Here is a 20,880-nt window from a genome sequence, read left to right as displayed (position 1 = left end):
CTTCGGTACCGGGCGCGAGAATGGCCGGTGCAGATTTCATGGGTTGATGAACCGATATAGTACGAAACCCGATGCCGGGAAAGCCGTGCGGCTTGCGTCAGAGGGTCCATGTCAGGATGATCCGCCGATGCGCCCCGAAGTCCTCTTTCCCCTGTTTGCGCCGGTCAACACCCTGAAGGGCGTGGGACCGCGTGTGGCGGCATTGCTGGAGAAGCTGGAGGTCACGCGCATCCTCGACCTGCTCTGGCTGCTGCCGCACAGCCACATCGACCGCAGCCTGCGCCCGAATGTGGAGGACGCGTTGCCCGGCGAGACGGTAACCCTGACCCTCAACATCCTGGAGCATCAGCCGGGACGCACCGACAGGCAGCCCTACAGGATCTTCGCCGGTGACGAGACCGGCGTGATCGGCCTGACCTTCTTCCGCCCGCGCCGCGACTGGCTGGAACGGCAGTTCCCGCCCGGTGAGCGCCGGATCGTCAGCGGCAAGCTGGAACGCTATGGCGACCAGTTCCAGATGGTGCATCCGGAACATGTGGCCGACCCCGACAAGGGGGAGGATGTGCCGTTGCGCGAGCCGGTCTATCCCCTCACCGCCGGACTGGCGCCGAAGTCCCTGCGCAATGCCGTGGTTCAGGCAGTGGAGCGGGCACCGGAGATCAGCGAATGGCAGGACGCGGCATTCCGGGCGAAGAACCGCTTTCCCGACTGGCAATCGGCACTGCGGACGGTTCATTCCGACGGCGCCGCTGCACCGGTGGGGGCCGATACGGACGGTGATCCGGACCTTCTCGCCCGGCGCAGGCTCGCCTATGACGAACTGCTGGCGAACCAGCTTGCACTGGCGCTGGTGCGCCAGCGGATGCGCCGGCAGGGCGGGCGCGGCCTGGCCGTGCACCCCGACGGCCGCATGACGCAGTTGCGCGCGGCCCTCCCCTGGCCGCTCACCGGCGCGCAGGACCGTGTCATCGCGGAGATCATTAAGGACCTGCAGGCCCCGACCCGCATGCTGCGCCTGCTGCAGGGCGACGTGGGCAGTGGCAAGACCGCCGTCGCCCTGCTGGTCGCCACGGCAGTGGTGGAGGCGGGATCACAGGTCGCGCTGATGGTTCCCACCGAAGTGCTCGCGCGCCAGCATGCCCGGACCCTGACGGAGATGGGCGCGGCGATCGGCCTGCGGGTGGAGGCACTGACCGGGCGGGACAAGGGCAAGGCGCGGACGGCGATCCTGCAGCGTCTGGATGCGGGAGAGATCGACCTGGTGGTTGGCACCCATGCCCTGTTTCAGGATGCGATCAGGTTCCGCGACCTTGGCCTCGCGATCATCGACGAACAGCACCGCTTCGGTGTCCATCAGCGGATGCTGCTCTCCGCCAAGGCACGCAGGACCAGTGATGTGCTGGTCATGACCGCGACACCGATTCCCCGCACCCTGGCGATGACGGCCTATGGCGACATGGATGTCTCCCGCCTGGATGAGCGTCCGCCGGGCCGGAAGCCTGTGGATACCCGTGTCCTGCCGACCGACCGCGCAGGCGCAGTCGTGGAGCGTCTGCGCGGGCTGATGGGTCGGGGGGAGCGGGCCTACTGGATCTGCCCGCTGGTGGATGACGAGAGCGAAAGCGAGGCCGCGGCGGCGGAAGCCCGCTTCAGGGAACTGCAGCAACAGTTCGGCGACCGGGTCGGACTGGTGCACGGTCGACTGAAACCGGAGGAAAAGGACGCCGCACTGGTGGCCTTTGCGGACGGGAAGACAAGCCTGCTTGTCGCGACGACGGTCGTCGAGGTCGGTGTCGACGTGCCGGAAGCGACGGTGATCGTGATCGAGGATGCGGAGCGCTTCGGCCTGGCCCAGTTGCACCAGTTGCGCGGCAGGGTCGGTCGTGGTGACAGGCCGGGCCACTGCCTGCTGCTCTACCGCCCGCCGCTGGGTGAAACCGCCAGAAAGCGGCTGGAGGTGCTGCGGGACACGGATGACGGATTCCTGATCGCGGAGGAGGATTTCCGTCTGCGCGGTGGCGGTGACCTGCTGGGCACGCGACAGAGCGGTCTGCCGCCGATGAAGCTGGCGCGGGTGGAACGGGATCAGGATCTTCTGGCCGCCGCCCATGATGATGCGCGGCTGATCGTCAACAATGATCCCGAACTCCAGGGCAAGCGCGGTCCCGACCTGCGGACGCTGCTGTACCTCTTCGAACGCGATGCCGCGATCCGCTACCTCAAGTCAGGCTGAACGCCGCACATCCGGATCGCCGTCAACCGACGCCGGATCATTGGTCGGCAACGGCCGGGCCTTCAGGTCCGGCGGCACCACGACACCGACCGAAACGACATACTTCATGGCCTGTTCGACCGTCATGTCCAGCACCCGCACATCCTCCCGCGGAATGAACAGGATGAATCCGGAAGACGGGTTCGGCGTGGTCGGCACATAGACGCTGACCAGATCAAGCTCCGTCCGCCGCAGCACCTCGCCCTTGGTATCCCCGGCAACGAAACCGATGGTGTAGAGACCGCGGCGCGGGTATTCGACCAGCGCCGCGTGCTGGAACGCCTTGCTGGAATCGGTCAGGACGGTCTCGAAGAGCTGCTTCAGGACATTGTAGATGCCACGCACGATCGGCATCCGGTCCACCAGCCGCTCACCCAGCTTCACCACCGAGCGACCAAGCAGGTTCGCGGTCAGGAATCCGATGACCGTCAGGCCCACCAGAGCCACGACCAGACCAAGGCCCGGAATCTCGAACGGCAGGTCGAATGGCAGTTTCAGCCGTTCGGCAATATGTGGCGGCAGATCGGGAACAAGTGGCAGGAACTGCTCATCGAACCATTCGATGATCGACCAGGTGACATAGATCGTGATCGAAATCGGCGCGGCGACGATGACACCGGTCAGGAAATACGTACGCATCCGCGCCATGAACGGCGATCGGACGGATTTCGGGGTCGGGTTCATCTGGCAGTGTACTCCATGGCCCTGACATAGCACGCCGTCAGCGGCGATCCGAACGTTAAAGAATGTCACCTGCCCTGCAGATTTCAAGGGATTGCTGCACCGCAATCTCGCAATGCGACATGTGCGTTGGGTCACTGGTGCTGTCGAAACACCAATGCGTGACCGGTGTCTGGTCCCCCTGTGCATTGGCGAAAGCGGTCGAACAGTCGTATCCTGCCTCTGCCCGGCAAGATCCTTTGTTCCAGCTACGGGAGCCACCTGTCATGCTAGTTCTGCCCGAACGCAAACGAGCCGGCACTGTCGGTCGTGCCGCCTTTGGTGGCATCGCGACCGCAAATCCGCCTCACGTCCTGAAGCAGTCCGAGGTCGCGCGACGCGCGGGCGAACTCTTCGGCGACAATCTGCCGGTCTTCGAGAGGCTGAAGCCCGTCTACGAGAACGCGGAGATCGAGACGCGCTATTCCAGCGTGCCCATCGAGTGGTACCAGGAAGTCCACGGGTTCGGTTCCCGCAATCGCCAGTATATCGAGACCTCTGTCGACCTGCTGGCGGATGTGGCGTTGCGCGCCGTGGACCAGGCCGGACTCGGACTGGACGAGATCGACGGGATCATCACCGTCTCGACCTCCGGCATCGCGACGCCGAGCCTGGATGCACTGGTCATGGAGCGGCTGAAGCTGCGGCGTGATCTGGAACGCCTGCCGATCTTCGGGCTTGGCTGCGCCGGCGGTGTGGTCGGTCTGGCCCGCGCGGCGCAGATGGCGCGCAGCCGTCCGGGCGCCAACTACCTCTATCTCGTTGTCGAACTCTGCGGCCTGACCTTCCGCAGCCGTGACTTCTCGAAGAGCAACGTGGTCGCGACAGCGCTGTTTGGCGACGGTGCCGCGGGCGCGGTCGTCGGCTCCGACATCGATGGTGCCGAGATTCTGGCCAGTCAGGAGCACACCTGGGAGGATTCCCTCGACATCATGGGCTGGGACGTCACCGACGATGGATTGTCGGTCATCTTCTCGCGGGACATCCCGACCCATGTCCGCAGCAAGATGAACCAGGCACTGCACGGGTTCCTGGAACGTGAGTCACTTGCCCTGACCGATATCGACCACTTCCTGTGCCATCCTGGCGGCGCCAAGGTGCTGGATGCGCTTGAGGACATATTCGGCCTGGACAACGGCGGCCTGAAGCACTCCCGCGAGACCCTGCGCAACTTCGGCAACATGTCCGCCGCAACGGTCATGTTCGTCATTGCGGCTGCCCAGCGCGACAGGCTGAAGGGACGTGCCCTGCTCTCCACACTCGGTCCGGGGTTCACCGCCGGCTTCATGACTGTCGATCTCTGATGAACCTGTTTCATCTGGTTCTTGCCTTCCTGGTGGTGCAGCGGCTGGCGGAGCTTGCGCTGGCGCGGCGCAACACGGCCCGCCTGCTGGCGGCTGGTGCGCAGGAGCATGGCAGCCGCCACTATCCGCTTTTCGTTGTCCTGCACGGCGGGTGGCTTGTGGCGCTGGCCGTGTTCACACCCGCCGACGCGACGATCAATGCGCCACTGTTCATCGTTTTCGTCGCACTGCAACTCGGTCGGGTCTGGGTCATCGCAAGCCTGGGCCGCTACTGGACAACCCGGATCATCACGGTTCCCGACGCGCCACTGGTGAAGCGCGGGCCGTTCCGGTTCGTCCGGCATCCCAACTATATGGTCGTGATCGGAGAGATCGCGGTCGTTCCGCTGATGATCGGTCTTTGGGAAGTCGCCGTCGTCTTCAGTATCCTGAACCTGGCCTTGCTCACCTGGCGCATACGTGCCGAAGAAGAGGCACTGTCACCACGGCGTTCTGGCTAAGACTCCAAGTATCGTGTTAAATTTATTTTCATGAACAAACGTTCAGATGCCGCATGTTGCAGCCGGAACGTTTGAATGGATGAAAGGCGCTGGAGCAATGTCGCCGCGTCGGGGGAAATGAACGCCAATACGCCACCACGGCGGCCTGATGGCAACGGCCAGCAGGCCTTCACGCCTGAGCGTCGCATGGCGGATTTTCTCGAGATCGCCAAGGACTGGTTCTGGGAAACCGACGCGGCGCACAGGTTCATTTTCATTTCCAAGCGTTTTCAGGACCTGACAGGTATCGATGTCGACCTGTTCCTCGGCAATACCCGCGCCGAGATGGCCAGCGATCCGAACGCACCGGAGTTCCTGGCCCATCTGGCCGATCTGGCCGCACACCGTACCTTCAGTGACTATGTCTATGGGGGAGAGACGCCCCGTGAATTTCGCTGGTTCCAGATCAGTGGTCGGCCCGTATTCGGGGACGACGGCTCCTTTCTGGGATATCGGGGTACCGGCAGCGACATCACGCAAGGGGTCGTCGATCGCGGGCGGGCGCGCGACGCGGAAGGTCTTCTGGAAGGCGCGCTTGAATCCATCAATGAGGGATTCGTGCTCTACGGCAGTGACGACTGCATCCGCATGTACAACAAGGTGTTCCAGCAGGCCTTCGACCCGAATGAGGAAAAGCTGCGAATCGGCATTTCCTTCAAGGACTGGATCGGCTGGCTGATCGAAAGCGGCGAGATCGATACTTCGGCATCCGGCGCGACCTACAACATGGAAGAGCGTCACAAGGGGCACCGCAGGGGCCGATACGAAGGCGAAGTGGCGTTCAGGGACGGACGCTGGTACCGGATCTCCGAGAACGAGATCAGCGGCGCGGGCATTGTGGGTGTCTACACCGACATTTCCGCGCGCAAGCATCGCGAACTTGAACGGCAGCGTCAGTCGAAGATGCTCACCTCCGTCTTCGAGAAACTGCACAACGGTGTCTGTGTCGGCGACGCCGACTTCGTCGTGTCGAACGTCAATCAGCGCTTTGTCGAATTGATGGGCCTGCCATCCGAATTCTTCGCGGTGCGCCGGACCATTGCCGACATCCTCGACCATTTTCGCTCAGACCCCGCCTATGGTCAGGTGCTCCCGGAAATGGAACGTCGCTATCAGATGTCGCGAAGCGGCGTGGCTTTCCGCTACCAGCGGACACGACCCGACGGCATTCACCTGGAAATCAGCAGCGATCCCCTGCCCGACGGCGGTCTGCTGTTCTCGGTCAACGACATGACCCCATGGCAGCGCATGAACGAGACGCTGCGGGAACGGGAGGAACGTTACCGCCACCTTGTCGAACGCAGCCCCGACGCGATCCTGGTGCATCACAGGGGTCAGATCCGCTACGCCAATGCCTCGGCCGTCAGCATGTTCCGCGCCCGCAGCCGGGAACACCTGCTTTTCCAGGAAGTCAGTCAGCTGGTTGCGCCACGCGACCTTCCGAAACTAAAGGAGCGTTCCAGGCAGATGCTCGCCGAAGGCGTTGGCTCCGCGCGCGGCGGAATGATCTTCAAGTGCCGACGGCTCGACGGGGAATCGTTCGAGATGGAGATCGAAAGCTCCATCGTACCCTTCGAGGGCCAGCCCATGGCCCAGGTCGTGATCCGGGACGTGACCGAACGTCGGCAGGCAGAACGGGCCCTGCACATGGCCAAGGAACAGGCTGAGATGGCGAACCGGGCAAAGTCCGAGTTTCTGGCCAACATGAGCCATGAACTGCGTACCCCGCTGAATGCCATTATCGGATTCTCGGAGATCATGCGTGACGAGATGTACGGGAACATCGGGAACAAGCAGTACGCCGAGTACATCAGCGACATCCACCACAGCGGCACGCATCTGCTGTCGGTGATCAATGACATCCTGGACCTGTCGAAGGCGGAATCGGGACATCTGGAACTGCGCGAGCAGGAAGTCGACCTGCCCCTTCTGCTCGATTCGGCATTGCGGATCGCACGCACCCGAGACGGCAGCGATGGCCTGACGATCGTCAATCTGGCCGCCGAGCGCGATGTGCCCGAAGTCATGGCTGACAGTCGCCTGATCAAGCAGATCTTCATCAACCTTCTGTCCAACGCCATCAAGTTCACGCAGCCAGGCGGGCAGATCACGATCGACATCAGGCTTGTACCCGATGGCCTGGAACTCACTGTCGCCGACACCGGCATCGGGGTCGCCAGCGATCAGCAGGAACGGGTGTTCGAGCCATTCGTGCAGGGTGAAACCGGGCTCTCGCGCCGGTTCGAGGGAACAGGACTCGGTCTGTCACTCTCGCGTTCCCTGGCTCAGTTGCACGGCGGCACGTTGCGTCTGGAGAGCGTGCCGGGCGTCGGCACGACTGCGGTTCTCTGGTTGCCTGCCGCGCGCATCTGCAAGCTCTAATTGCCCGTAATGAAAGCTGAAAAGCACACTTGGCTATTTGGAATACCCACTGGTATAGTCCTGTTCCAAGAATAAGAAAAAGCTATTTACACGGGGAGGCCTTGAGTGGCGATGCCAGCAGCATCGACAGCCGGGGAGGTGACGCTCAGCGTCAACGGCGTGTCGAAATACTTTGGTGGTGTGCGGGCGGTGGACAATGTTTCCGTCGACATACCCAAGGGCAGTATCTTTTCCATCATCGGACCCAATGGTGCGGGGAAGACATCTCTGGTCAACATGATCAGTGGTTTCTACACCCCCGATACCGGATCGATTGTCTTCCAGGGCGAAGACATCACGGCGCTCCGGCCCAACGAAAGGGCCGAACGCGGGATCGCGCGCACATTCCAGAACATCGCACTGTTCGCCGGCATGAATGTGCTGGAGAACCTGATGCTGGGCCGACACATTCACATGAAGTCCAACCTGCTGAAGGCCTGTCTTTACTGGGGACCGAACCAGCGGGAGGAGATCCGTCACCGTGCCCGGTGCGAGGAGATCATCGATTTCCTGAAACTGAACGACCTGCGCAAGCAATCGACCGGCGCCCTCGCCTACGGTTACCAGAAGCGCGTTGAACTCGGTCGCGCGCTCGCGCTGGAACCGGACCTGCTGCTGCTGGACGAGCCGATGGCCGGCATGAATTCCGAGGAAAAGGAAGACATGGCCCGCTATGTCCTCGACGTGAACGAGGAACTGGGCACGACCATCATCCTCATCGAACATGACATGGGGGTCGTGATGGATATCTCGACCCGTATCGCCGTGCTCGACCAGGGCACGAAGATCGCGGAAGGCACGCCGACAGAGATTCAGGCCGATCCTGCCGTAATCCAGGCCTATCTCGGCACATCACACTAGGGGGTTTTGGAATGACCAATGCAGATACCCTCGGCGCGCTGCTGCTTGAGAATGAGCGTACCCGACCGACGAAGCCCGCGATCCGCGAGAAGGATCTTGGCATCTGGCGCACCTATACCTGGGCCGACTATGCCGGGAACGTCCGTGATTTCGCCATGGGCCTGGCAAAGCTCGGCTTTGGCCCCGGCGACAAGCTCTGTGTCGCCGGCAACAATCGCCCACGCCTCTACTGGGCCGAGATGGCTGCCATCTGCCTCGGCGGCACGGCGGTTCCCGTCTATCAGGACGCCATCGCGACCGAACTGAAGTTCGTGCTCAACAATGCCGAAGTGAAGGTGATCGTGGCCGAGGATCAGGAGCAGGTGGACAAGATCCTGTCCCTGCGCGACGGCCTGACCGGGCTCGAATATCTGGTCTATGACGACTCGCGCGGCATGTCGGAACTGGCCGATGATCCGACCGTCATGAGCTTCGAGGCCGTACAGGCCGAAGGTGTCGAGTACGGGCGGGCCAATCCGGCGGCATTCGAGACGGCGGTTGCCGCGGTGAAGCCGACCGACATCGCGTTCATGGTCTACACCTCCGGCACCACCGGCAATCCCAAGGGTGTCATGCTCTCGCACGCCAACATGGTGGAGACGGCGCGGACCTTCCTGGCCAACGAGGATGTGCGGGAGAGCGACGACATGTTCTCCTACCTGCCCCTCGCCTGGGTCGGTGAAGCCATGTACAGCACCACGGTCAGCCTGATGTCCGGCTGTGCCTGCAACTGCCCCGAAGGCCCGGAGACGTTCCGCCGGGACGGCCGTGAACTCGGCGCGACCGGGTTCGTGGCGGCGCCCCGCAGCCTGGAGATGGTCCTGTCCGAGATCCAGGTGAAGGCCAATGATGCCTCCGGCCTGAAGCGCTGGGTCTTCAATACCTTCCGCGATGTCGCCGTTGATATCGAGAACAGGAAGGCCGAGGGCCTGCCGATCTCCCTTGGCATGAAGCTGAAGCGCGCCATCGGCGAGATCCTGGTCTACGGCCCGATCCGCGACCAGTATGCCTTCCGCAGGGCCCGCTGGGTCTATGTCGGCGGTGCACCGCTGGGACCGGACTCGTTCCGTTTCTTCCGCGCCATGGGCATCAACCTGAAGCAGGTCTATGGCTCGACCGAGGTTTCCGGCCTGGTGACCCTGCAGTCGGACAAGCAGGCATCCCCGGACCATGTCGGCACACCCTGCGCCGGCATCGACGTGAAGATCGCCGACAATGGCGAGGTTCTGATCAAGAGTGCCGGTGTCTTCCAGGGCTACTACAAGAACGAGGAAGCCAGCCGGGAAGCCATCACGGAGGACGGCTGGTTCCGCACCGGTGACGCGGGCATTCTGGAAAGCTCCGGAGAGCTGACGATCATCGACCGCGCGAAGGACGTGGGCAAGCTGGTCGATGGCTCGCCCTTCGCACCACAGTTCGTCGAGAACAAGCTGAAGTTCAGCCCCTACATCTCGGAGGCCGTCTCCTTCGGACACGAGAAGCCATATGTCTGCGCCATGATCGCGATCGACATGAACACGGTGGGCAACTGGGCCGAGAAGCTGGGTCTTGCCTACACCAACTACATGGATCTGACGCACAAGCAGGAAGTCCGCGACCTGATCACGGAGGAGATCAAGCGGATCAATCCTTCGTTGCCGGAAGTAAGCCGAATCAAGCGCTTCCTGCTGCTTGCGAAGGATCTGGATGCAGACGATGCGGAGGTGACACGGACACGCAAGCTGCGCCGCGGCTTCATTGCCGAGAAGTACGCGCCGGTCATCGACGCCTTCTACAACGGGGGCAAGGAGGTCGAGCTGGCCACCGAAGTGACGTTCGAGGACGGGCGCAAGTCGATGCTGGATACGCGCCTGACCATTCTGGAAGCGGCCTGAGGGGGAATTCGAGATGGATATGTTCGCCGTCTGGTACTTCGTGGAAACGACGATCAACGGGGCCCTGATCGGGCTGATGTACGCCCTGATCGCACTGGGTTTCGTGCTGATCTACAAGTCTACTGACGCCATCAACTTCGCCCAGGGCCAGTTTGTCATGATCTCCGGCGTCATGGTCGCGGCACTCTCCGCCGACTACGGGGTTCCCATCGTCCTGGGTGCGATCATCGCGCTTGTCTTCATGATCCTGTTCAACGTGATGCTGGAGCGGATCGTGCTCCGCCCGATGATCGGGCGGCCCGTGGTCGCGATCATCATGGCGACCATCGGTCTCGCGGCATTTCTGGAGGGGCTGTTCCCGATGATCTTCGGGGCCACGACCCGCGCGCTGGACCTCGGCATTCCCAATGATCCAATCATCGTCGGCCAGATCTACCTGACCCCGATCAACGTGGTCGGCGGTGCCGTGGCACTGACCTTCTTCGGGGCGTTCTCGATCTTCTTCATGAAGTCACGCAAGGGCGTTGCACTGCGCGCGGTGGCCGACAACCACCAGGTCTCCATGGCCATGGGGATCAATGTCGAGCGCTACTTCGTGCTGGCCTGGTCCATGGCCGGCGTCGTTGCCGTGCTCGGCGGTCTGCTCTGGGGCAGCGCCATCGGCGTCGACAATACCCTCGCCGTGGTTGGCCTGAAGGTGTTCCCGGTGGTTATCCTGGGCGGCCTCGAGAGCATCATCGGCGCTATCGTCGGCGGCATCATCGTCGGCATCATCGAAGCCTGGGGCGGCACTTATATCGACCCGGCAATGACCCAGCCCTGGTTCCGCGAGTTCTTCCCCTTCGAGGGTGGCGGAACCAAGGACTTCCTTCCCTATCTGCTGATGATCGTGGTGCTGTTCTTCAAGCCCTACGGCCTGTTCGGCAAAGTCCATATCGAAAGGGTCTGAAGCCGTGTTTCATCGCGAAAGTGGATACTACAAGACGACCTACGCCAGCGACTCGGCGCTTTACCCGCTGCCGATCGCCAGGTTCACAGTGGCTGGCTTCGCCATCCTCTTCTTCGTCGTGGCCCCGCTGCTGGTCAGCAGCTACTACCTGACGATCCTGAACCTGGTCGGCATTGCCATCGTCGGCGCGCTGGGCCTGAACATCCTGGTCGGCCTGACCGGTCAGATCTCCATCGGCCATGCCGCCTTCATGTCGGTCGGGGCCTATACGGCGGCGAACCTGGCAACCCGGTTCGACCTGCCGTTCTGGATTACCCTGCCCGCCGGCGGTCTGATGGCCGCTGCAATCGGCATCATCGTCGGCTTCCCATCGGTGCGCATCAAGGGGCTGTATCTCGCCATTTCCACCCTGGCGGCGCAGTTCATCATCGACTGGATCATCGTGCATACGCCCGCCATCTCGGGCGGTTTCCAGGCATCCATCCAGGTCCCCCGGCCGAGTGTCTTCGGCATCGTCCTGGATACGCAGCGGGAACTCTACATGTTCATTCTGGTCACGGCGGTCCTTGCCATCGTCATCGCACTGAACATTGCACGTAGTCGCATCGGCCGGGCCTTCATCGCCATCCGTGACCAGGACATCGCTGCCGAGATTCTCGGCATCGACGTTCGCCGCTACAAGCTGATGGCCTTTGCCATATCTTCATTCTATGCCGGTGTCGCAGGGGTGCTCTATACCTACTACTCGGGGGTGGCGAACAACGAGTTCTTCCCCCTTGTCGTCTCGATCGATTACCTCGCCATGGTCATCATCGGCGGCATGGGGTCGGTCCTGGGCGCCATCTTCGGGGCCACCTTCGTGACCCTGCTTCCGATCGCCATCGATCTGTTCATGACCGCAGTCGGTCCTTACCTGATCGAGGACGCCGGTGCCCTTTCGGGCATCAAGTCCCACATGCGGCTGGTCGTGTTCGGCGGACTGATCATGTTCTTCCTGGTTGTTGAACCAGAGGGCCTGAACCGGCTGTGGCTGAACATCCGGAGTTATTTCCGTGTCTGGCCGTTTTCGTACTAGACTGTCGCCAAGCCCCCGCAAGAACGACGGGGCATGATCCCAAGGGAGGAACCAAGAATGAAACGCATACTGGCATCCATAGCCGTGGCAGGTGGCCTTGCCGCCATGACCGCGGCCCACGCCGGGGAGATCGTCATCGGCCAGATGACGGACCGCACCGGCCCCACAGCCAATGTCGGCAACCCCGTCGGTGACGGCGCGCAGGATTACATCGACCTGATCAATTCCCAGGGTGGAATCAACGGTCATACGATCCGCCTCGTCGAAGTCGACAATCAGTACAAGGTACCGCCGGCGGTTGAAGGCTATCAGCGCTTCAAGTCGGAAGGCGCTGTTCTGGTCGGCCTGTTCGGCACCCCGATCACACAGGCGCTGACCGCTGACCTGCAGAAGGACAAGATCCCGGCGACGACCCCCGGCTTCGGCACCGCTCTGGCGGCTGATGGCAACGCCTTCCCCTACCTGTTCCCGGCAGCAGCCAGTTACTGGTCGCAGGCAGGCGCCGCGGTAGAATATGCCAAGCAGCAGATGGGTGGCCTGAAGGGCAAGAAGATCGCCTACCTGTTCTATGACAATCCAGCAGGTCGTGAAGGCCTTCCGGTGCTGCGCAAGCTCTCCGAACTGGAAGGCTACACCCTGAACGAATTCCCGGTCCCCGCGCCGGGTATCGAGATGGACAACCAGGCCCGTGACATCGCCCGCCGTTTCCGGGCAGACTTCGTCATCAGCCACCTGTTCGGTCGCGCGCCTTCCGTGCAGATCAACGCGCTGAAGCGTGCAGGCTTCCCGCTCGAGAAGGTCGTGTCCTTCGTCTGGGGCGCCTCTGAAGCCGACGTTGCCGCCGCCGGCGGTTTCGAAGCTGCAGAGGGCTATGCCGGTCTGCAGTTCGCCGGTGTCGGTGACGACTTCCAGGTGCGCCGCGACATCAAGGCGATGCTCAAGGCCCAGGGCAAGGAAGCCCGCGAGAGCATGTCATCGACCGTGTTCTACAACCGTGGTCTGCTGATCAGCGCCCTGCATGTCGAAGCGCTCCGCAACGCCGTTGCGGCAAATGGCGGCAAGGCCGACGTGACCGGTACGCAGGTCCGTGATGGCTTCCACGCCATCAAGGACTTCTCGCTGGGCGGTCTGCTTCCGCCGCTGAACCTTGGTGGCGGTGACCATGAAGGTGGTGGCTGGGTCCGCGTCTTCAAGGTGACGAAGACCGGGTTCGAGCCTGCTACCGAATGGTTCAAGGGCTATCGCGATGTCGTCTTCGAACTCATCAAGGAAGAATCGGCCAAGATGAAGAACTGATCCTGGCCTGATCTATTGCCGGGCTGTCCTTGCGGCAGCCCGGCGCTTGATACCTTTTCCAAAGAGGCGAAAATGCTCGCGATCAATAATATTGAAGTGATCTACAACAATGTCGTTCTGGTGCTGAAAGGCATCTCGATCGACGTCAAGCCGCAGTCGATCACGACGATCCTGGGGGCAAACGGCGCGGGCAAGACCACAACGCTGAAGTCCATTTCCGGGCTTCTGAAGCCGGAACGCGGCCAGGTCACGCGCGGTTCCATCGAATTCAACGGCGAACGCATCGACAAGCTGGCGCCGCACGAGACCGTGAAGAAGGGCGTTGTCCAGGTTTTCGAAGGCCGCCGCGTCTTCACTCATCTGAGCATCGAGGACAATCTGCTCGCCGGGGCGCATATCGTCTCCGACATGAAGACCGTCCGCGACATGATCGATCAGGTCTACACCTTCTTCCCGCGCCTGAAGGAACGCCGTACCGGTCAGGCCGGGTACCTGTCGGGTGGTGAGCAACAGATGCTGGCCATCGGACGTGCCCTGATGTCCAACCCGAAGATGATCATGCTGGATGAGCCGTCTCTCGGCCTCGCCCCGATGATCATCGAGGAGATCTTCGGCATCATCCAGCGGATGCGCAAGGAAGCCGGTGTCACCATTCTGCTGGTGGAACAGAACGCCAATCTGGCGCTGTCCATCGCCGACCACGGCTATGTCATGGAAAACGGCTCCATCGTGATGGAGGGTCCGGCCAAGGAACTGCTGGCCAACTCCGACATCCAGGAGTTCTACCTCGGCATCGGCGAAGGCGGCGACAGGAAGTCGTTCCGCGATGTGAAGCACTATCGTCGCCGCAAGCGCTGGCTCGGCTGATCCCGGCCTTCAGGCGGGAAACTGCAGTTCCACCGTCACGGCCTCAGGCCCGCGCACGAAGACCTGCCGGATCGGCAGTCCCGGCACGTCATTCTCCCGGTATCGCAATCCCGCTGCCTTGATGGCCGAGATCTGTGTCGCGTGGTCGCCGCCGCGAAAGGCGAAATGGTCGACCGGTCCCGGAACATTCTCCCCGCCGTCGTCCGTCACGCCGACCAGATGCACGATGGCCTCCCCCGGTTCCGAACCGTAGAGCCAGTAGCCCGGAAAATCGAAGTCCGGCCGCGCGCCCACCTGCAGTCCGACGACCGTCTCGAAGAACCGGCGCATGCCCTCCAGGTCTCGGCAGCGCACGTTGACGTGGTCCAGCCGCATCAGAGCACCTCGGTCTCGACTTCCCTGCCCATCTCCGCCACGACCAGCTTCCCGTCCTGACGCTCAATGCGTGTTATCGAGCAATTGTCGGGGCGGAAGATCGTGACGCGGTCATCGTCCGTCAGCAGACCGACAATTGTGTTGATGGCGACGAAATGGCTGCTGATCACCGTATCAGTCTCGATCTCCTCGATCGCCTTCAGCAGGTCCGCGCGCCAGCCGGCCAGATGCAATGCATCCGTATCGGACCAGCGACCCGCCATGATACCGGTCAGCCACTGCCGACGGGCGCCAAGATCCTCGGTCGGGGACGGCACTTCCGTCACGCGCGGCTCGATCCGTGCCGGGGATCCCCACACGGCCTCCAGCGCGGAAATGGTTTCCCGCGTCCGGCGCATCGGGCTGGTCACCATCGGCAGGGGGCCGAGCGGTCCCAGCGTGTCAGCCATGGCAAGCGCCTGGCGGATGCCGGCCTTGTCCAGCGGCGGATCATGATCCTCGTCGAATGCCGCCGCAGCCTTGCCATGTCGCACCAGATAGATCTTCGTCATCGTTCCCTGCCCCTCCCACGGGCGCCGGTCATTAACCCGTCATTCAGTCGCCTGCAGGCGCAGGCTCGGTGGCCGAAGGCTTGCCGTCCGTGACCGCCGCCTTCTCGGAGTCATGATGATCCGACTCCATCCGGCGCAGGCGGCGCTCGATATGACCCGCGGGCTTCGTGAAACGCGCCAGCAGCATGTAGAACACCGGTACCACGAACAGCGACAGGATCGTGGAGAACCCAATACCGCCGATGATCACGATCCCCAGAACCTCCCGCGTTTCGGCCCCTGCCCCGGTCGCCATGGCCAGAGGCAAGGCACCGAGTGCGGTGGAGATCGTCGTCATCAGGATGGGCCGCAGGCGAATGATCGCGGCCTCCAGCACGGCATCCGTCACGGACTTGCCCTCGTCACGCAACTGGTTGGCGAACTCGACGATCAGGATCGCGTTCTTCGCCGTCAGTCCGATCAGCATGACAATGCCGATCTGGCTGTAGACGTTGATCGAAAGCCCGGCGATGATCAGCGCGCCGAGGGCACCCGTCACCGCCAGTGGCACGGCGGTCAGGATCACGAACGGATGCACGAAACTCTCGAACTGCGCGGCCAGGGCCAGGAAGACGATCACCAGCGCCATGGCGAAGGTGAAGTAGAGCGCGCCGGTCGATGACCGGAACTCCTGACTCTCGCCGGCGAAGGTGATGCGGGCGTCGCCAGGCAGGGTCCGGCGTGCCGCATCTTCCAGGTACGTCAGCGCATCGCCCAGCGTGTACCCTTCGGCCAGCGCCGCCGTGATGGTGATCGACCGCAGCCGGTCGGTGCGTTTCAGGCTTCCCGCCGTCGCCCCTTCCGACATGGTGACGAGGTTGGAGAGCGGAATCAGTTCACCCGTCGTGGCGGACTTCACATACATGTTGCGCAGGTCTTCCGGCGTGGCGCGGTCGCTCTGCTGCGCACGCAGGATCACCGGGTACTGCTTGCCGCCACGTTCCAGATTGGTGACCCGGCGCTCGCCCAGCATGGTCTCCAGCGTCCGCCCGATCTCGTCCACCTGCACGCCAAGGGCGGCGGCACGGTCCCGGTTGATGGCAACGCTGAGTTCCGGGACGGTCTGGTCGAAGTCCTTGTCCGGATTGCGCAGCCCGGGGTTCTTTCGCGCTTCCGCCAGCAGCAGCTCCGCCCAGGCATCAAGTTCCTCGTAGCTAGGACCACCGATCACGACCTGCACCGGCGTCTGGGAGAACCGCTGGCCCAGCGGTGGACGGCCAAACGCGAATGCCTTGATCCCTGGGATGCTGAGCATCTTCGGGAACACCTGGCCAATCACCTGCCCCTGCGTGATCGTCCGCTCCGACCAGTCCTTCAGCCGCACGATCCCGAAGGCGGAATTCACGTCGCCGGGACGGCCGCCGAAACCGGGGGCGAGAATGATCAGCGTACGGTCGGCCTGCCCGCTGTCGACGTAGGGCTGCAGCGCGTCCTCGACCTCCTGCGTATAGCGGTCGGTATACTCCAGACTGCTGCCCTCCGGCGCAGAGACGGAAACGAAGATGATTCCACGGTCCTCCCGCGGGGCAAGCTCGTTGGGCAGCGCCAGCAGCAGCAGATAGGCAAGCGCGGAAACGGCGACAGCCAGTGCAACGATCACCAGCGGAACCGACAGCGCACGACGCAGCACCCAGCCGTACCCGCTGGACATGCTCTTGAAGACACCTTCGGTGGCGCGTCCCAATGGCCCTGCGTTGCTGCTGGGCCGCAGCAGTTTCGAACAGAGCATCGGTGTCAGCGTCAGGGCGACAAAGCTGGAGAAGATGACAGCCGTTGCCACGGCAATGCCGAATTCGCGGAACAATCGGCCGACGTTGCCTTCAAGGAAGGAGATCGGCACGAAGACGGCGACCAGAACGACGGTCGTGGCGATGACCGCGAAGGCAATCTGGCGCGCGCCCCGCGTCGCGGCGAGCAATGGCGGCTCGCCATTCTCGATCCGTCTGTGAATGTTCTCCAGCACGACAATCGCGTCATCCACCACCAGTCCGATGGCCAGAACCAGTGCCAGCATGGTCAGGACGTTGATCGAATAGTCGAGGGAACCGAGGACAATGAAGGCGGAGAGGATCGAGACCGGAATGGCGAGCGCCGGTATCAGCGTCGCCCATATGGATCGCAGGAACACGAAGATGACCAGCACCACCAGCGCCATGGCGATCCCCAGCGCGCGATAGACCTCCCGTATCGACTCCTCGACGAAGACGGCCTGGTCGAAGGACACGACCAGTTCCATGCCGACCGGCAGTCCCGGCGTCACGTTCCTGAGTTCCTCGCGGACTCCCTCCGCGACGGCCAGCGTGTTCGATTTCGATTGCCGGATGATCCCGATGCCGATGGCAGTCCGGCCATTGGCGCGGAACTTGGTCCGTTCATCCTCCGGCCCCAGTTCGACGTCGGCGATCTCGCTCAGGCGGATGAAATAGTCGTTCCGGTCGGCCACGACGATATTGCGGAACTCCTCGACGCTGCGCAGTGCCGTACGTGATTTCACCGCAAACTCGCGCTCGACGGACTCGATGCGCCCCGATGGCAGTTCGATGTTCTGCTGTCTCAGCGCGTTCTCGACATCACTCACCGTCAGCCCACGCGCGGCCAGTTCACCCTTTCGCAGCCAGATGCGCATGGCGTAGCGCTTGCCGCCGCCAGTGCGCACGCGGGCAACACCGTCCACGACGCTGAACCGGTCCATGATCTGGCGTTCGGCATAGTCCGTCAGTTCCAGCGCGTTGAGCCGGTCACTGGTCAGCACCAGCCACATCATGGCGCGGGCGTCGGCTTCGGTCTTGGCGACACGCGGCGGATCAGCCTCGTCCGGCAGGCGGTTGATGGCGCGGCTGACGCGGTCACGCACGTCATTTGCCGCCGCATCGATGTCACGGCTGAGATTGAATTCCACCGAGATGGATGAGGAGCCTTCCTGGCTGGTGGAGCTGATCTTCTGCACACCGCCGATGCCGGCGACCTCATCCTCCAGAACCTGGGTGATCTGGGATTCGATGATCTCCGGCGATGCGCCACGCCAGACGGTGTTGATGGAGACAATCGGCGGATCGATGTCGGGATATTCGCGGATCGTCATGCCCTGATAGGCAAAGATGCCGAAGATCATCAGCACCAGGCTGAGCACCGTCGCGAAGACCGGTCGCTTGATTGCAACGTCCGAGAGGACCATGCCGAACTCCCTGCCTGCTCAGATCACATCAGGCTGATGGTTTCTGAACCGCATCACCAATGTTGCTGCGGATGTTCACCTCCGCGCCGGGACGCACCTTCTGGATGCCGCCCACGATGACAATTTCTCCCGCCGCCAGTCCGGAGGTCACTTCGGCCTGTCCCGGTCTCCGGCGGCCGATCGTGATGGCGCGCCGTTCCGCCTTCCCGTCAACGATCGCGAAGACGAACATGCCGTCATCCACGGCAACGATCGCTTCCTCCGGCACCATCAGTGCGCCGTCCTTGGCGCCATAGGCCAGATCGACCGTCAGGAACATGCCGGGACGCAGCAGTCCCTCCTTGTTCGCCAGCTCGGCGCGTACCGTCACCGCGCGGGTCGCCGGATTGATCCGGGTATTGACAGTGGCGACCACGCCTTCCAGCACCACATCCGGATAGGCGGCGGTGCGGGCGGTGACCAGCAGTCCCGGATGTACGGAGGCCAGTGCGGTCTCCGGCACGTCGAAATCCAGCTTGACGACGGAGATGTCATCCAGGGTCACGATCTCGTCCCCGGGCGTGACCAGCGCGCCCTGACTGACCTTCCGCAGGCCAAGCCGACCCGAGAACGGTGCCTTCAGTTCGTAGTTGCGCAGGCGTGCCTCGATCTGCGCGACAGCGGCATCGGCCTCCGCCAGATCCTGGGCCAGTTCCTCCGTCCGACCTGCCGTCACGGCGCGGGCGTCCCGCAGCTTCACGCCGCGTTCGTAGTTCTGGCGGGCCCTGGTCTGGCGCGCGATGGCTTCATCCCGCTCCGCCAGTATCTCCACGGCATCAAGCCGCAACAGGACCGCGCCCTGGCGGACCGTGTCACCTTCGCGAAAACGGATATCGGCCACGCGCCCGGCGACCTTGCTGGTGATCGTCACCGCCTCGTTGGCGCGGGTGGTGCCGATGGCCTGTATGGTATCTACCAGACGCTCCGACGTGACCGGGGCCACATCAACCAGGACCGCCCCGCCGCCAAATCGCTGACCGCCGCCCGACTCCGCGAAGTACGGGCCGATGATCGGCAGGTCCGCACGCGCCTGCCAGACCAGATAGCCAACGAGCGCAAGCACCGCGATGACAACAAGCTGAATTCCAAGACGCAAGCCGGATACTCCCGTGAATGCCCAGGGACCTTTCAGGCGACCCAGCATTTGACCTTGAGACCGCCCGGCCCCCGCGCGAAGTTAACGTGTCGTGTACCAGTGGCAAATGCTATTTGCAGTACCCCCGGTCACGATCAGGTGCCGGGAAGTAAGCCCGGCAGGCGACGGGAGGCCCGATTGACGACCCTGTTCATGACACATACCGAATGCCTGTTCCACGACACCGGTACCGGACACCCGGAACGGCCTGACCGGCTGCGTGCCGTGTTTCATGCCATCGACGAGACCACCTATCCGGACCTCTTGCGGCAGGAGGCACCTCTGGCCACCGATGCGCAACTGGCGCTGGCCCATTCGGATGCCTACGTGCAGAAGCTCAATGCCGCGATACCGGAGAGCGGGCGGCGCAACCTGGACCCGGATACCGTTGTCTCACCGGGATCGGCCGAGGCCTCCCGGCGGGCAGCAGGAGCCGTGATTGCTGCCATCGATGCGGTCTTTGCCGGGGATGCCGACAATGCCTTCTGCGCGATCCGCCCCCCTGGCCACCACGCGGAGCCGGATCGCCCCATGGGGTTCTGCCTGTTCAACAATGCCGCAATCGGCGCGCTGCATGCGCGGCAGGCACATGGGATACGGCGGGTGGCCGTTCTGGACTTCGACGTGCATCACGGCAATGGCACCCAGGCCCGGTTCCGCGATGATCCCGAGTTGATGTACCTGTCCTCCCACCAGTGGCCGCTCTATCCGGGCACAGGTGCAGCGCACGAGACCGGCATTGCCGACAATCTGGTCAACTTGTGCCTGGAGCCGACGGCGGGATCCGCGGATTTCCGGCGTGCCTGGTCGGAGACCGGGCTGCCGCGCCTGCGGGCCTTCGCGCCGGAACTGGTGATCATCTCCGCCGGGTTCGACGGGCACGAGCGCGATCCGCTGGCCAGCCTGAACCTGACCGACGCCGACTATGGCTGGATCACCGGTGAAATCATGACCATCGCCACGGAATGTTGCGACGGTCGCCTTGTCTCGGTGCTGGAGGGAGGGTACGACCTTGATGCCCTGCAATCGGCGACACGCGTCCATGTCTCAACGCTGCAGGGTGAAACAGCACCGCCGACGGAGGGATCATGACAGACGACACGGCCATGCCTGAGGACATTGCGGCCCTGAGTTTCGAGGCTGCGCTGGCGGAACTTGAAACCATCGTCCAGAAGCTCGAGTCGGGTTCCGTCGATCTGGAGAAATCCATCGACATGTATGCCCGTGGCAGCCTGCTGAAGGCCCATTGCGAAACCAAACTTAAGGCGGCCGAGGCACGGGTGGAGAAGCTGGTGATCAGCCCCGATGGCCGACCGGGTGATGCGGTTCCGTTCGAGACGGATTGACGG

General features: G+C 63.0%; 17 protein-coding genes. 12 read left to right on the top strand and 5 right to left on the bottom strand.

Annotated features, from left to right (window positions below):
• Positions 1-127 precede the first annotated feature (127 nt).
• A complete protein-coding gene (gene recG, locus QGV54_RS08290; protein ID WP_281020132.1) occupies positions 128-2,233 on the top strand; it encodes an ATP-dependent DNA helicase RecG in 2,106 nt (701 codons plus the stop codon).
• On the opposite strand, the gene QGV54_RS08285 is transcribed toward recG, so the two are convergent.
• Positions 2,225-2,911: a DUF502 domain-containing protein gene (locus QGV54_RS08285; RefSeq protein WP_281017320.1), complete on the bottom strand. Its 687-nt coding sequence runs from the start codon at positions 2,909-2,911 to the stop codon at positions 2,225-2,227. The two genes, recG and QGV54_RS08285, sit on opposite strands and share 9 nt — an antisense overlap.
• Positions 2,912-3,219: 308 nt before the next feature.
• Between QGV54_RS08285 and QGV54_RS08280 the strand changes: the two genes are divergently transcribed.
• From QGV54_RS08280 to QGV54_RS08240, 9 genes are all read left to right on the top strand, one after another.
• Positions 3,220-4,296 carry a 3-oxoacyl-[acyl-carrier-protein] synthase III C-terminal domain-containing protein gene (locus tag QGV54_RS08280; protein ID WP_281017321.1) on the top strand — a complete coding sequence of 359 codons (1,077 nt, stop codon included), beginning with the start codon at positions 3,220-3,222 and terminating at the stop codon, positions 4,294-4,296.
• Entirely contained in the window at positions 4,296-4,796 is a 501-nt protein-coding gene (locus QGV54_RS08275) for an isoprenylcysteine carboxylmethyltransferase family protein (RefSeq protein WP_281017322.1), read from the top strand. The genes QGV54_RS08280 and QGV54_RS08275 overlap by 1 nt, the downstream gene beginning before the upstream one ends.
• 75 nt (positions 4,797-4,871) lie before the next feature.
• Complete coding sequence (locus QGV54_RS08270; RefSeq protein ID WP_281020131.1) at positions 4,872-7,217, top strand: PAS-domain containing protein; 2,346 nt, start codon at positions 4,872-4,874, stop codon at positions 7,215-7,217.
• Positions 7,218-7,328: 111 nt separating this feature from the next.
• A complete protein-coding gene (locus QGV54_RS08265) occupies positions 7,329-8,117 on the top strand; it encodes an ABC transporter ATP-binding protein (RefSeq protein WP_281019877.1) in 789 nt (262 codons plus the stop codon).
• Between the two features lie 11 nt (positions 8,118-8,128).
• The gene (locus QGV54_RS08260) at positions 8,129-10,030 is read left to right on the top strand and encodes an AMP-binding protein (RefSeq protein WP_281017324.1); all 1,902 of its coding nucleotides are present in this window, start codon (positions 8,129-8,131) and stop codon (positions 10,028-10,030) included.
• 13 nt (positions 10,031-10,043) lie between these two features.
• The gene (locus QGV54_RS08255; protein ID WP_281017325.1) at positions 10,044-10,979 is read left to right on the top strand and encodes a branched-chain amino acid ABC transporter permease; all 936 of its coding nucleotides are present in this window, start codon (positions 10,044-10,046) and stop codon (positions 10,977-10,979) included.
• 4 nt (positions 10,980-10,983) lie between these two features.
• Positions 10,984-12,054, top strand: a complete 1,071-nt coding sequence (locus QGV54_RS08250; RefSeq protein ID WP_281017326.1) for a branched-chain amino acid ABC transporter permease — start codon at positions 10,984-10,986, stop codon at positions 12,052-12,054.
• A 57-nt stretch (positions 12,055-12,111) separates the two neighbouring features.
• Positions 12,112-13,350 carry an ABC transporter substrate-binding protein gene (locus tag QGV54_RS08245; protein ID WP_281017327.1) on the top strand — a complete coding sequence of 413 codons (1,239 nt, stop codon included), beginning with the start codon at positions 12,112-12,114 and terminating at the stop codon, positions 13,348-13,350.
• Between the two features lie 72 nt (positions 13,351-13,422).
• Positions 13,423-14,217 (top strand): ABC transporter ATP-binding protein, encoded by a 795-nt coding sequence (locus QGV54_RS08240; RefSeq protein WP_281017328.1) that lies wholly within the window; start codon positions 13,423-13,425, stop codon positions 14,215-14,217.
• Positions 14,218-14,226: 9 nt separating this feature from the next.
• On the opposite strand, the gene QGV54_RS08235 is transcribed toward QGV54_RS08240, so the two are convergent.
• From QGV54_RS08235 to QGV54_RS08220, 4 genes are read right to left on the bottom strand one after another with little or no spacing between them, the layout of a single operon-like run.
• Positions 14,227-14,592, bottom strand: a complete 366-nt coding sequence (locus tag QGV54_RS08235) for a VOC family protein (protein WP_281017329.1) — start codon at positions 14,590-14,592, stop codon at positions 14,227-14,229.
• Positions 14,592-15,143: a histidine phosphatase family protein gene (locus QGV54_RS08230; RefSeq protein WP_281017330.1), complete on the bottom strand. Its 552-nt coding sequence runs from the start codon at positions 15,141-15,143 to the stop codon at positions 14,592-14,594. The genes QGV54_RS08235 and QGV54_RS08230 overlap by 1 nt, the downstream gene beginning before the upstream one ends.
• A gap of 43 nt (positions 15,144-15,186) precedes the next feature.
• Positions 15,187-18,357, bottom strand: a complete 3,171-nt coding sequence (locus QGV54_RS08225; protein ID WP_281017331.1) for an efflux RND transporter permease subunit — start codon at positions 18,355-18,357, stop codon at positions 15,187-15,189.
• A gap of 28 nt (positions 18,358-18,385) precedes the next feature.
• Complete coding sequence (locus tag QGV54_RS08220) at positions 18,386-19,492, bottom strand: efflux RND transporter periplasmic adaptor subunit (RefSeq protein WP_281017332.1); 1,107 nt, start codon at positions 19,490-19,492, stop codon at positions 18,386-18,388.
• A 177-nt stretch (positions 19,493-19,669) separates the two neighbouring features.
• On the opposite strand from QGV54_RS08220, the gene QGV54_RS08215 reads away from it, so the two are divergent.
• Positions 19,670-20,623: a histone deacetylase family protein gene (locus tag QGV54_RS08215; protein ID WP_281017333.1), complete on the top strand. Its 954-nt coding sequence runs from the start codon at positions 19,670-19,672 to the stop codon at positions 20,621-20,623.
• Positions 20,620-20,877 (top strand): exodeoxyribonuclease VII small subunit, encoded by a 258-nt coding sequence (locus QGV54_RS08210; RefSeq protein WP_281017334.1) that lies wholly within the window; start codon positions 20,620-20,622, stop codon positions 20,875-20,877. Before QGV54_RS08215 ends, QGV54_RS08210 begins: the two co-directional genes overlap by 4 nt.
• Positions 20,878-20,880 lie beyond the last annotated feature (3 nt).

Source organism: Minwuia sp. IMCC3060 (assembly GCF_029909435.1).
In the GTDB taxonomy this organism is placed as follows: Bacteria; Pseudomonadota; Alphaproteobacteria; order Minwuiales; family Minwuiaceae; genus Minwuia.
The sequence above is the reverse complement of the archived record's forward strand: the minus strand, read 5'-3'. Positions and strand labels throughout refer to the sequence as shown.

What these genes read in the sequence shown, in the direction of transcription:
- recG (WP_281020132.1), top strand. Translation starts at nt 128, where the DNA reads ATGCGCCCCGAAGTCCTCTTTCCCCTGTTTGCGCCGGTCAACACCCTG.
- QGV54_RS08285 (WP_281017320.1), bottom strand. Translation starts at nt 2,911, where the DNA reads ATGCGTACGTATTTCCTGACCGGTGTCATCGTCGCCGCGCCGATTTCG.
- QGV54_RS08280 (WP_281017321.1), top strand. Translation starts at nt 3,220, where the DNA reads ATGCTAGTTCTGCCCGAACGCAAACGAGCCGGCACTGTCGGTCGTGCC.
- QGV54_RS08275 (WP_281017322.1), top strand. Translation starts at nt 4,296, where the DNA reads ATGAACCTGTTTCATCTGGTTCTTGCCTTCCTGGTGGTGCAGCGGCTG.
- QGV54_RS08270 (WP_281020131.1), top strand. Translation starts at nt 4,872, where the DNA reads ATGGATGAAAGGCGCTGGAGCAATGTCGCCGCGTCGGGGGAAATGAAC.
- QGV54_RS08265 (WP_281019877.1), top strand. Translation starts at nt 7,329, where the DNA reads ATGCCAGCAGCATCGACAGCCGGGGAGGTGACGCTCAGCGTCAACGGC.
- QGV54_RS08260 (WP_281017324.1), top strand. Translation starts at nt 8,129, where the DNA reads ATGACCAATGCAGATACCCTCGGCGCGCTGCTGCTTGAGAATGAGCGT.
- QGV54_RS08255 (WP_281017325.1), top strand. Translation starts at nt 10,044, where the DNA reads ATGGATATGTTCGCCGTCTGGTACTTCGTGGAAACGACGATCAACGGG.
- QGV54_RS08245 (WP_281017327.1), top strand. Translation starts at nt 12,112, where the DNA reads ATGAAACGCATACTGGCATCCATAGCCGTGGCAGGTGGCCTTGCCGCC.
- QGV54_RS08240 (WP_281017328.1), top strand. Translation starts at nt 13,423, where the DNA reads ATGCTCGCGATCAATAATATTGAAGTGATCTACAACAATGTCGTTCTG.
- QGV54_RS08235 (WP_281017329.1), bottom strand. Translation starts at nt 14,592, where the DNA reads ATGCGGCTGGACCACGTCAACGTGCGCTGCCGAGACCTGGAGGGCATG.
- QGV54_RS08230 (WP_281017330.1), bottom strand. Translation starts at nt 15,143, where the DNA reads ATGACGAAGATCTATCTGGTGCGACATGGCAAGGCTGCGGCGGCATTC.
- QGV54_RS08225 (WP_281017331.1), bottom strand. Translation starts at nt 18,357, where the DNA reads ATGGTCCTCTCGGACGTTGCAATCAAGCGACCGGTCTTCGCGACGGTG.
- QGV54_RS08210 (WP_281017334.1), top strand. Translation starts at nt 20,620, where the DNA reads ATGACAGACGACACGGCCATGCCTGAGGACATTGCGGCCCTGAGTTTC.